The sequence below is a fragment of the Cytobacillus luteolus genome (assembly GCF_017873715.1).
Classification (GTDB): Bacteria; Bacillota; Bacilli; order Bacillales; family Bacillaceae_L; genus Bacillus_BV; species Bacillus_BV luteola.
Genome location: NZ_JAGGKM010000004.1, coordinates 443,991 through 456,533 on the forward strand (window position 1 = coordinate 443,991; position 12,543 = coordinate 456,533).

Annotated in this window: 10 protein-coding genes and 1 other annotated feature; of the genes, 2 read left to right on the forward strand and 8 right to left on the reverse strand. The window is 36.7% G+C overall.

From position 1 onward, the window contains the following. The first annotated feature begins 219 nt into the window (after window positions 1-219). Window positions 220-1,338 (forward strand): diguanylate cyclase, encoded by a 1,119-nt coding sequence (locus tag J2Z26_RS14165; RefSeq protein WP_193535947.1) that lies wholly within the window; start codon window positions 220-222, stop codon window positions 1,336-1,338. A gap of 14 nt (window positions 1,339-1,352) precedes the next feature. Here the strand turns inward: J2Z26_RS14165 and J2Z26_RS14170 are convergent, their stop codons facing one another. The 3 genes from J2Z26_RS14170 to leuS all read right to left on the reverse strand — a co-directional run bounded on the left by J2Z26_RS14170 (window position 1,353) and on the right by leuS (window position 5,636). Continuing rightward, the gene (locus J2Z26_RS14170; protein ID WP_193535949.1) at window positions 1,353-2,732 is read right to left on the reverse strand and encodes an MATE family efflux transporter; all 1,380 of its coding nucleotides are present in this window, start codon (window positions 2,730-2,732) and stop codon (window positions 1,353-1,355) included. Window positions 2,733-2,823: 91 nt separating this feature from the next. Continuing rightward, entirely contained in the window at window positions 2,824-3,129 is a 306-nt protein-coding gene (locus J2Z26_RS14175) for a rhodanese-like domain-containing protein (protein ID WP_193535951.1), read from the reverse strand. 89 nt (window positions 3,130-3,218) lie between these two features. After that, entirely contained in the window at window positions 3,219-5,636 is a 2,418-nt protein-coding gene (gene leuS / locus J2Z26_RS14180) for a leucine--tRNA ligase (protein ID WP_193535953.1), read from the reverse strand. 81 nt (window positions 5,637-5,717) lie between these two features. Then, window positions 5,718-5,959: a binding site (T-box leader), on the reverse strand. A 281-nt stretch (window positions 5,960-6,240) separates the two neighbouring features. Between leuS and J2Z26_RS14185 the strand changes: the two genes are divergently transcribed. Then, a complete protein-coding gene (locus tag J2Z26_RS14185) occupies window positions 6,241-7,305 on the forward strand; it encodes a multicopper oxidase domain-containing protein (protein WP_193535955.1) in 1,065 nt (354 codons plus the stop codon). 73 nt (window positions 7,306-7,378) lie between these two features. Here J2Z26_RS14185 and J2Z26_RS14190 read toward each other — a convergent pair whose 3' ends face one another. From J2Z26_RS14190 to J2Z26_RS14210, 5 genes are all read right to left on the reverse strand, one after another. Continuing rightward, window positions 7,379-8,155, reverse strand: a complete 777-nt coding sequence (locus J2Z26_RS14190; RefSeq protein ID WP_193535958.1) for a 3-hydroxybutyrate dehydrogenase — start codon at window positions 8,153-8,155, stop codon at window positions 7,379-7,381. A gap of 26 nt (window positions 8,156-8,181) precedes the next feature. Further along, the gene (locus J2Z26_RS14195; protein WP_193535960.1) at window positions 8,182-9,501 is read right to left on the reverse strand and encodes a GntP family permease; all 1,320 of its coding nucleotides are present in this window, start codon (window positions 9,499-9,501) and stop codon (window positions 8,182-8,184) included. A gap of 29 nt (window positions 9,502-9,530) precedes the next feature. Continuing rightward, the gene (locus J2Z26_RS14200; protein WP_227413684.1) at window positions 9,531-10,193 is read right to left on the reverse strand and encodes a CoA transferase subunit B; all 663 of its coding nucleotides are present in this window, start codon (window positions 10,191-10,193) and stop codon (window positions 9,531-9,533) included. Window positions 10,194-10,209: 16 nt separating this feature from the next. Beyond that, complete coding sequence (locus J2Z26_RS14205) at window positions 10,210-10,896, reverse strand: CoA transferase subunit A (protein WP_193535962.1); 687 nt, start codon at window positions 10,894-10,896, stop codon at window positions 10,210-10,212. Window positions 10,897-11,126: 230 nt separating this feature from the next. Next, window positions 11,127-12,497, reverse strand: a complete 1,371-nt coding sequence (locus J2Z26_RS14210; RefSeq protein WP_193535964.1) for a sigma-54 interaction domain-containing protein — start codon at window positions 12,495-12,497, stop codon at window positions 11,127-11,129. Between the last annotated feature and the right edge of the window lie 46 nt (window positions 12,498-12,543).

Here is a 12,543-nt window from a genome sequence, read left to right on the forward strand (position 1 = left end):
AGAAGAAAAAAACTTTGAAATTTAGTAATATTCTAACTTCAGAAATCGATGTAGTCAGTGAGCTTGGTCACTTTGCGTTATCTCTATTATTGCTTATGACTTCATCTTACAAATTTTATAATTTCTTTTTCACGAAAACAAATGTATAATTTAGAAGGACATTAGCACTAAATAATGGAATATATATAGAAAGATCGTATTTTAAGGAAGGTTTTAACGATGCTCAGTGATTTAGTTATTAATATATCTATTTTAATGTCTTTTACTTTTATATGGCATCAGCTATTTAGACATAATCGACTTACTATGAATTCACCATTAAAGATAAAATTACTTGATGGCTTAATCGCAGGTTTATTAGGTATCATCTTGATGCACTATAGTATACAGGTAAATGAAATTACTATATTAGACTTAAGACATATTCCGGTGGTATTAGTTGCATTCTTTGGTGGGTTTATACCGACTCTAGTATCAGTAATTGTTATTTCTATAGGTAGATTCTTAATTGCATATAACTTCTCTTCAGTTGTTTCTTTATTTATGATGTTTACAATTGCTTTTGGTGCTAGCTTTATATCTTTAAGGCTTAGACTTACTCCATGGGTGAAGTGGTTGACCTTACTGGTCTATAGTCAAACAATCTTTTCCTTAGCCTTATATATTGTAGTGGATAACTTTAATGAAGTGCTTGACTTCGCTCTATATCATGTAATATCAACTATGGTCGGTGGAACATTAATTTATCATTTTGTAAACTACATCAGGTTAAACAGTGAACTATATTTAAAATATAAAGAAAGCTCTCAAAGGGACTCATTAACTGGACTATTTAATGTTCGTTCGTTTGATTATTATTACAATTCCATCTTGACAAAAACGATGGAAATGAAGGGTGATTGTTCAATTTGTATTATAGATGTTGATCACTTTAAGCAAATTAACGATACCTATGGCCATTTAGCTGGAGACCAAGTATTGAAACAGCTCGCAAATCTACTAAAGAGTTTAACTCGAGAAGGGGATGTCCTATCAAGAAATGGTGGTGAGGAATTTTCTATTATTCTTCCACATTGTAATCATGAGAAAGCTAAAGAAATTGCAGAACGAATTCGAAGGAAAGTTGAAGAAGAACCATTTTACCTTTCTGGAAACAAACAAATAAACCTCACTGTTTCTGTAGGTATTGCTGCTTATTATCATGAATTAGAAAAGCCTTATACTCTTTTCCAGGAAGCCGATGATGCTCTCTATCATGCTAAACGGAATGGGAGAAATATCGTCTGTTCTTCTTCACGATCTATAAGAGATACACATTCTGTAATCTTGAATAATTAAACATATATCCCCTATTATAAACTAGGGGATATTTTTGATTTAGGATATTTTATTTCATATCTTCTTTGTATTTGAATTAGTCTTAACGATAAGCCTACACCCGCTGCAAGCAATCCTGCGGTTAAGCCAATCCAATATCCAGGAGCACCTAACTTCGTAAAGTTAGCCAAGTAATAGCCTAGAGGTAAGCAAATTAGCCAATAGGCTACAAGTGTCATTATGAAAGCTACATTTACATCCTTATAGCCTCTGAGAGCTGCAAGAGCAGTTGCTTGTATCGCATCAGACAATTGGAAGAATAAAGCATAAATTAAAAAATGGGCAGTTAACACAATAACTTCCTGGTCATTCGAATAAAGGGCCGCAACATCATACCTAAATAGGACAACTAACAATCCAGTTACTAATGCAATTAACATAGATAAACCTATGCCAAGCCAACTATAAACCTTTGCATCTTTAAATCTTTTTGACCCAACTTCAAATCCAACTAAAACTGTTAAAGCCATAGAAATACTTACCGGTATCATATATAGGAAAGAAACGACATTTAATGCAGTTTGATAGGCAGCGATTGTTGTAATCGCAAATTTGCTAATCAATATTGTAACTACAGCAAACATGCTCGTTTCAAAAAATGTTGATAACCCCATCGGTACTCCTATTCTTAGGATTTCCTTACTCTCTTCAAGAGATATAGATTTATAGTTTGTAAAGACAGAGTATGTTGAAAAAGGCATTTTCGTTTTTATAATTAATGCTGTAAGCCCTGCAATTACCCAATATGTTAAGGAAGTAGCCAAACCTGCTCCTGCTCCTCCAAGTTCTGGAAATCCCCAATGTCCATAAATTAAAACATAGTTTAAAAAGAAGTTCACTGGAAGAGAGCTTAATAAGATAATCATAACAATTCTTGTAATCCCTAAAGCATAGATAAATGATCGTAAAACATTAAAAATAAACAATGGAATAATACCCAAACTTAATCCAACTAAATAATCATGTGCTGTTTTGTGTACACGTGGGGCTAAATTCATAGCGTCTAAGATAGGATTTAGAATAAAAGCACCAACCAAAATAACAATTATTCCAATGATAAAAGCTAGATTGATTCCATTTACAACAACACTAGTTACCTCTTTATCTTTTTTCTCTCCAAATCGCTGCGCAGCTATAGGAGATACTGCTAGTAAGATTCCACTTAAGCCCGTAAATATTGGATTCCATATAGAAGAACCAATGGCTACTCCAGCCAAATCAGCCGGATTGTATTTACCAGACATAATGGTATTAAAAAACACCATAGAAAACATACCAAGCTGTGTAATTAATATAGGAATTAACATAATGAATATTAGTTTAATTTTTTCTTTCAACGTATATGTTTGATACATGAGGTTATCTCCTATTTTCTAGTTAAGGATACTCAATTCTATAACAAAAACTCCCCTATGACTAGGAGAGTTTTTAGTTTCCCAAGTGGTATTATTTAGTTTCACCAGTCCACTCGAGCATACCACCAACCATATTACGTACTTTGTAACCTTGTTCATGTAAATAATAACAAACATTTTCACTACGGCGACCTGAACGGCAAATAAATATGTATTCTTTGTCTTTGGAGAAGTAATCAAGGTTTGCTGGAATTTCACCCATTTTAATGTGCTTAGCACCAGGAACCATACCTACTGCAACTTCCTCGTCTTCACGTACATCGACTAATTCTAATTGCTCGCCATTTTCAAGTTTCTGCTTGAGTTCTTCAGTCGTAATAATTTCTATTTCAGACATTAAAATCCATTCCTTTCCTTCAACTAGTGATATTATAGCAAAATGAAATTAAAAACGCACAGGTTCAAATGAACCTTGTGCGTTCCATCTTAATTTGCTACGATGTTTACTAATTTACCTGGTACCGCGATTACCTTTCGAACCGTTTTACCTTCAATTTGCTCTTTTACTAATTCATCGGCCATCGCAATCTCTTCTAGTTTTTCGCGTGTTGCATCAGTTGGTACGTGTAACTTCGCTTTAACTTTCCCATTTACCTGAATTACAATTTCAATCTCATCCTCGACTAGCTTACCTTCATCAAAAGCAGGCCATGCCTCATAAGAAATTGTATTAGTATTTCCAAGCTTCTCCCATAACTCTTCGGCAAGATGTGGCGCAATTGGTGAAAGTAATTTTACAAATCCTTCAATATAAATCTTAGGTAAGGTTGTCGCTTTATACGCTTCATTAATAAAGACCATTAGTTGTGAAATAGCAGTATTGAAACGCAATCCCTCATAATCTTCGGTTACCTTTTTAACCGTTTGGTGATATACACGCTCTAGCGCATGACCTTGGTCATCACCAGATATCTTTTCAGTTACTTTACCGTTTTCTTCTACCAACAAGCGCCATACACGGTCTAAGAATCGGCGAGAGCCATCCAAGCCTTTTTCTGACCATGCAATTGATGCATCTAATGGCCCCATGAACATCTCGTATAAACGCAATGTATCAGCACCATGGCTTTTAATAATATCATCAGGATTTACTACATTTCCTTTTGATTTGCTCATTTTTTCATTATTTTCACCTAGTATCATACCTTGGTTAAATAACTTTTGGAATGGCTCCTTCGTTGAAACGACCCCGATATCATATAATACTTTGTGCCAGAAGCGTGCATATAGTAAATGAAGAACCGCATGCTCTGCTCCTCCGATATAGATATCAACTGGTAACCAGCGTTTTAATTTTTCAGGGTCTGCCAGTTGTTCACTATTGGTTGGATCAATATAACGTAAGTAGTACCAGCAACTACCTGCCCATTGAGGCATCGTATTTGTTTCACGACGTCCCTTTTTACCAGTTGCTTCATCAACAACATTTACCCAGTCTGAAATATTCGCAAGAGGTGATTCTCCAGTTCCCGAAGGACGAATTTCTTTTGTTTTAGGTAAGGTTAAAGGCAATTGGTCTTCTGGTACAGCAGTCATTGTGCCATCTTCCCAATGGATTATAGGAATTGGCTCTCCCCAGTAACGTTGGCGGCTGAATAACCAGTCACGAAGGCGATACGTAACTTTTTTCTCACCTTTGCCATTTTCCTCTAACCATGAGATCATCTTGGAAATGGCTTCTTCTTTTCCTAATCCATTTAAAAACTCAGAGTTAACGTGCTCACCATCACCTGTGTAAGCCTCTCTCGTAACATCTCCACCAGCAACAACTTCTTTTATAGGTAAGTCGAACTTCACTGCGAATTCATGATCACGTTCATCATGTCCTGGAACCGCCATAATAGCACCTGTTCCATAACTTGCTAATACATAATCAGCAATCCAAATTGGCATCTTCTCACCATTTACTGGATTAATTGCATACGCACCTGTGAAAACGCCGGTTTTATCTTTTGCTAAGTCTGTTCGCTCTAGGTCACTCTTCATTTTTACTTTATCTAAGTAGGCTTCTACCACTTCTTTTTGGTTATCCGTCGTTATTTTACTAACGAAAGCATGCTCCGGTGCTAAAACAGCATACGTTGCACCAAATAAAGTATCAGGTCTAGTAGTGAATACAGTAAAGGTTTCAACATGTCCATCAATTTCAAACGTTACATGTGCACCCTCTGAACGACCGATCCAATTGCGTTGCATTTCTTTTAAGCTTTCAGGCCAATCTAACTCTTCAAGATCTTCTAATAAACGATCTCCATATTCAGTGATTTTAAGCATCCACTGTTTCATTGGACGGCGCTCAACCGGGTGACCTCCACGCTCACTTTTACCATCTATTACTTCTTCGTTCGCTAACACGGTTCCTAAGGCAGGACACCAGTTAACAGCCACTTCATCAATATATGCTAAACCTTTTTCATAAAGCTTGATAAAAATCCATTGTGTCCACTTATAATACTCTGGATCTGTCGTGTTAACCTCACGATCCCAATCATAAGAAAAACCTAATTCCTTGATTTGGCGACGAAATGTATTTATGTTTTGTTCTGTGAATTCTGCTGGATCATTTCCTGTATCTAATGCATATTGTTCTGCTGGAAGTCCAAAAGCATCCCAGCCCATTGGATGTAGTACATTATAGCCCTGCATACGCTTCATTCTTGATAAGATGTCAGTAGCAGTATAGCCCTCAGGGTGTCCTACATGAAGTCCTGCTCCAGAAGGATAAGGAAACATGTCTAATGCGTAAAACTTCCGCTTTTCAACTTCTTCATTCGTTTTAAATGTCTTATTACTTTCCCAATGTGTTTGCCACTTCTTTTCAATCTCAAGATGATTGAAACTCATATAAACCTTCCTCCTCTGTATTAACAAATGATTTTTTACCATTTTGTACGTTTTTGAACATAAAAAAACCTCTCATCCCATAAAAGGGACGAGAGGTTATATGTATAACTCCCGCGGTACCACCCAAATTAGTGTACGTACGTCACTCACTTCATTACTCCTTAACGCGGATAAGACGGCAAATACTACTTGGAAAACCATTAGGCTTTCGTTCGCACCTGCAACTCAAAGGCGAGTTCATGAACTAACAATGATTGACTTGCACCACCCGTCAACTCTCTGAACATGTTCGATTCATTACTATTCCTTTTCAAAGTCATTACTTTTTTCATTAGTATAATGAGTATTGTATAGAATTTGCAATCGAACTGCAAGAGTATTTAAGAAAATTAGGCTTGATTATAGTAGCTTTTTTAAATTAATGGATTTAGGCCAATTTCCGATAACACTATTCGTACATTATTTATATGTTCATCAATTCACAAACTGTACATAAAGTAGCGCTTTTTTGTGGCCTGGGTCACAAAATCAGGAAAGTAAACGCTTTATTATAAGGGTGTAGATAAAAACAAATTTATGAAAAACAATTTATGGAGGGAATAATATGAACAGTCGATTCAAAATGGTATTCATTTTAGCTTTATCTTCTATGGTTATACTAGCTGGATGTAATTCAAGTGCTACTGATGAGAGTTCCAAAAAGGATGGTGTAGTAGAGGCAGCTACTTCTACTAATGAAGTAGAAGTTATTGCACCACATAAAGACCTAAACCAAGAGCCAATCCCAGTAAAAATAGAGAGAATTGGAGAAAATGAAGTAAATGTTGAAATGACTTCTCAAATCACCGACATTGAAATTAGCCCAGATTACAATTATAAAGCATGGACCTTTAATGGTGAAGCTCCAGGACCTGTAGTAGTCGTTAAAGAAGGCGACATGATAAACTTCACCTTAAAAAATATGGACCCGGCTATTCCACATAGCATGGACTTCCATGCCGTGCACGCAGCTCCTTCAAAAGGATTTGCAAATGTAGAACCTGATGAAACTGGGACATTCAGATACCCTGCAAATAAGCCCGGTGTGTTCATGTACCACTGTGGTACAGCACCAGTACTATCTCATATAGCTAATGGTATGCATGGTACAATAATCGTTATGCCTAAAGATGGTTATCCAAACGATGCAGAAATCGATCGCGAATTTGTCCTGATTCAGAATGAATGGTACAAATATAATGATATTAATGATTTCATGAATGGTGAGCCTAGTCAAGTTGTATTCTCTGCAAAAGCTCTTAAAGAAGGTGACCGCAATACAAACGGAGATACTTTCTCTTTGAAAAACGAACCTTTATTAGCTAAAGTTGGTGACCGCATTAGAATCTATGTTAATAATGTTGGACCGAATGAGGTAAGTTCATTCCACGTAGTTGGAACTGTATTTGATGATGTATATATCGATGGAAACCCATATAACCATATGCAAGGCTTACAAACTGTTATGTTACCTGCGAGTGGTGGTGCTGTAGTTGAATTCACTGTAACAGAAGTAGGGAACTATCCAATTGTTACTCACCAATTTAATCATGCTCAAAAAGGTGCGGTAGCAATGTTAAAGGTAACTGAAGACGGCAAAGACGATGGTAAAGCTGTTGGAGGACATTGATCAGGAGGATAATAGAATAGTAGTATAAAAGTAAAAGAACCTCTAGTACTCACTAAAGGTTCTTTTTTTCATTTTATTGAGCAGTATATCCACCATCAATTACACAAGCTTGACCAGTGATTCCCTTTGCATGGTCACTAGCTAAAAACATCACATAACTCGCGATTTCTTCTACTTGAAGTAATCTTCTTTGAGGCACTAATGGGTAAATAACCTCTTCTAATACACTTTCTAATGGAACATTTCTAGTTTTTGCAAGATCGCTTAATTGGTTACGCACAAGTGGTGTGTCTACATATCCAGGACATACAGCATTTACTGTAATTCCGTGTGCCGCTCCCTCTAGTGCTGCAACCTTAGTTAAACCGATTACTCCATGCTTTGCACTATTATATGCAGCTTTTCCAGCAAAACCAACTAAACCATTAATAGAAGCCATGTTAATAACTCTACCAAACTGTTGATTCTTCATGATTGGAAACACATGCTTAATTGCCTTAAATGGTGCGGTAAGCATGATTGAAATTAATTGTTCAAACTTTTCGCTAGGGAAATCTTCAATGTTTGCAACGTGTTGAAGTCCTGCGTTATTTATCAAACAGTCTATTCTTCCAAAATGATTTACCGCTTGGTCTAGAGCCTGCTTCATCTCATTTTCATCAGTTACGTTGCATTTAATTCCTATTACGTCATAGCCCTTCTCTGTTAAGGCCTGTGCTGCTTCTTTTACCCCTGCTTCATCTAAATCTGAGAGTGCAACCTTCGCCCCGCTTTCAGCAAAGGTTCTGCCAATTTCAAGACCAATTCCTCTTGCTGCACCTGTTATGAAAACAACTTTATTCTCAACCACGTTACAACCGTCCCTTCCCTGTTAAATTAAATACCTAAACCAATTGAAAATAATGCAATTGCAAGTGCTAAACCGATTAACGGTACAACTACTGTTACAATTCCAACTGCACCATATGCATCTTTATGTGACTCACCACAAATTGCTCGAACTGTTGTTACAACATAGCCATTATGTGGTAAAGAGTCTAGAGCACCTGAAGAAATAGCTACAGTTCTATGAAGTGCTTCCGTATTAACACCTAAGTCCATATAATGTGGTGCTAGTAATGGTAATGCAATTGCCTGGCCACCAGAAGCTGAACCTGTCATCCCAGCAATTACACTTACCGCGATAGCTCCACCAATTAATGGACTGCCTGGAATGCTTGTCATTGCATCAACAGCAACTTGGAATGCAGGTACTGCTTTTGCTACTCCTCCAAATCCAACTACAGCTGCTGTATTACCGATGGCAACTAAAGCTCCCATTGTTCCGTCTGAAACTGCATTCCAGAACGAAGTGAAATATTTTCGATTTAATAAGTATGTTGCAATTACCCCACCTAATAAAGCAATAATTAACGCAGATTGTTTTAATGAATCATGGAAAATAAATGAAATAATAAGTACAACTAAAAGTGGAATTAAACCAACAATTGGATTAGGTAATTCCTTATTTGCAACTACTGGGTCATTTTTACGAGCAACGAATCTTTCACCATTTGATACTGCTTTCGTGATCATACGTTTTAACCACCAGTAGCCGAATACTGCCATAAACACGGCAACAATTAAACTAACTTCCCAACCAGCGTATGGAGTCGTGCCTAAATGCTCAATTGGAATCCAGTTTTGAATTTCTGGCGATCCCGCTGAAGTCATTGTGAAGGTTACTGAACCAAATGCTAATGCAGCAGGAATAAAGCGACGCGGAAGGTCTGCCTGTTTAAATAAACTTAGCGCCATTGGATACACAGAGAATGCTACTACGAATAAGCTAACTCCACCGTATGTTAAAATTGCACAGGCAGCAACTACTGCTAATACAGCTTGCTTCATACCTAGCTTATCAACTACCCATTTAGATACACTATCTGCTGCTCCACTATCTTCCATAACTTTCCCGAAAATGGAACCTAGTAAGAACATCAAATACCAAGAAGCAACAAACCCAGAAAAACCAGTCATATAGTTTGTTACTAGATTTGCTCCACCATCTGGAGCTAACTGTGGAAACAATGGTAATCCACTTAATACTGCAACGAATAATGCACATAGTGGTCCTGCTACTAGTAAATTCATACCCTTCATTGTTAAATAAATTAAAAGTGCTAAGCCGCCAATAAGACCTATCATACTAAGCATTAATTTTCCCCCTATCTTTCATTAATATCTTAATAAACATTTACATCCTCAATAATTAAATCTGGTTCGGTTGATTGTTGGATATCCTCGATTGTGTATCCCTCAAAGACTTCAATTAGTTTTAGCCCTTTTTCTGTTACATCAATTACAGCCCGATCTGTAATAATTCGATTTACGACATTCTTTCCTGTTAAGGGAAGGCTGCATTCATTTACAATTTTCGGATCTCCATTTTTACTAACATGATCCATAATGACAATGATTTTTCTGGCACCGTGAACGAGATCCATTGCTCCACCCATGCCTTTGATCATTTTGCCAGGAATCATCCAGTTTGCTAGATCTCCAGACTTTGAAACTTCCATTCCACCTAATATAGCAATATCAACATGCCCACCTCGGATCATTCCAAATGATTCGGCACTATCAAAATAAGAAGCTCCCTTAATTGCTGTAACAGTTTCTTTCCCAGCGTTAATTAAATCAGGATCAACCTCTTCCTTAGACGGATAAGGTCCGATTCCTAATAACCCATTCTCAGACTGTAGTACGACTTGCTTATTACTTTGAATATAGTTCGCAACTAATGTTGGCATACCGATTCCTAGATTTACATAGAAACCGCTTTCAATTTCTTGTTCAGCTCTTCTTGCAATTTTTTCACGAATGGCCTGTTTATCTAAATGAGTCAAAAAGTACTCCTCCTTTCTATGAAACTGTTAGTCTTTCAATTCGTTTTTCTTGCTTGCCTACAATTAAACGTTGAACGTAGATGCTAGGAGTATGAATTTCATTGGGATTTAAATCTCCAATTTCAAAAAGCTCTTCGACTTCGGCGATCGTCACCTTACCCGCTGCAGCAATCATCGGATTAAAGTTTCTTGCTGTTTTATTATAGATAAGATTACCCATTTTATCTGCCTTACTAGCTCTAACCAAACTAAAATCAGCAACTAGGGCCTTTTCTAAAATATACTCTTTTCCATTAAACTCTCTGACTTCTTTTCCTTCGGCAACTGGAGTTCCTACGCCAGCTGGTGTATAAAAAGCTGGGATACCTGCCCCACCTGCACGAATCCGTTCAGCTAGTGTCCCTTGTGGTGTGAGCTCTACCTCTAGTTCACCAGCGAGAACCTGTCTTTCGAATTCCTTATTTTCACCAACATAAGAACCTATCATCTTTTTGATTTGTCTATTCTTTAACAATAACCCTAGGCCCCAATCGTCAACTCCACAGTTATTTGAAATAACAGTTAGATCCTTAACACCTGTTTCAACTAAAGCCAAAATTAGATTTTCAGGAATACCTACTAAACCGAAGCCTCCCACCATAAGTGTTGAGCCATCTTTGATATCCTTTACAGCTTCTACAAATGAAGTAAATACAGGTTTCATTTTTTCTCCTCCTTTCTAAGTTTTCGTTCACTATTTACAATGCAAGGACCGTGCCAACTTTTCAAAAACGCATATTGTTCACATTTTTTTCACTTTTCACTGAATTAAGCGCAGCTTTTTTTTCCGGAATTCTGGAATAGAAATGAGTTAATCTGTTTGAAAACGCTTTTTAAATCACTTAAATTTAAAATTCCAGATTTCCGGAATGGTTTCCGGAAATCTGGAATTTTTTATTCTAAACTATATTTTTTAATTTTTTCATACATACTAGATTTACTAATTCCTAAAGACTTAGCCGCTTGTAGTTTATCTTGTCCAAATTGTTCAAGGGATTTTTCAATAATTTTTTTCTCGGTTTCATCTAAAATCTCTTTTAAGGATCTCTGACCAATAAGAAGCTTTGGATCTCCCATAAAATATTCAGGTAAAGAAGATATCGTTATCTTCTCTCCATCTGTTAAGTGAATTGCTGCCTCAATCACATTTTCAAGTTCCCGTAGGTTTCCTGGCCATGTATGTTTATATAACAGGTTTAGAACATCTTCCTCAATCATTGTTATCCTTTTTCCGGAACGTTTTGTCATCTTCTTTAAAAAGAATTCGGTCAAGTGACCGATATCCTCTACACGTTCACGAAGAGGTGGTACTTTAAAAGGAATAACATTGATTCGGTAAAACAAGTCCTCCCTGAAACGGTTTTCTTGAATCATTTTTTCTAACGGCCTATTCGTTGCTGCAATTACTCTAACATCCACAGGAATTGGTGTCATCGAACCAACTGGCTCTACCTCCTTTTCCTGTAGGACTCTAAGGAGTTTCACCTGCATATTTAATGGCATATCTCCAATTTCATCAAGGAAGATGGTTCCTCCGTGAGCCAATAAAAACTTCCCTTTTTTGCCGCCTTTTTTAGCACCGGTGAAAGCGCCTTCTTCATAACCAAAGAGTTCAGATTCAAGTAAGTGTTCCGGTATGGCCCCACAATTTACTTTGATAAATGGTTTGTTGCTTCGTGAACTTAATTGATGAATACTATGAGCGAAAAGCTCTTTACCCGTACCACTCTCACCTCTGATTAAAATAGAAGTATCGCCAGAAGCAACGTTTTTCACTTTCTCTTTTAGCTCCGTTATTTGCTTTGAAACCGCTTTAATATCTTGTAGTGTATACTTAGCACCATTGTGCTCTTGCCAATCTTGCAAATAAGTTTGAAGTTGTGGCATCAGGCTCTTTATATGACTACTCATTTTATCCCATTCTTTTGTATCACGGAAAATGACTGTACCAAGTGCACCTATTACTTCACCATTTGAGTAAATAGGAATTCGATTAGCAATCATATAATTCCCCTTTATATACTGAAGGTCAGCTATTTCCTCTTTACCTGACTTAGCAACAAGATGCATTCTCGAATTTTCAATAACAGTTGTTACGTGCTTACCAATTATTTCACTCCGGTTAATTTCAAGAAACTCACAATATTTTTTATTCATATATACAATATTTCCATCTTTGTTAACGACTACAATCCATTCATAAGCACTGTCAATAATCGTTTCTAATATATCATTTTTATATTGAGCATCTATTTCGTTAAACATAACATCACCTACTACAAATCTAATTGTTTCTATAATATCACTAATA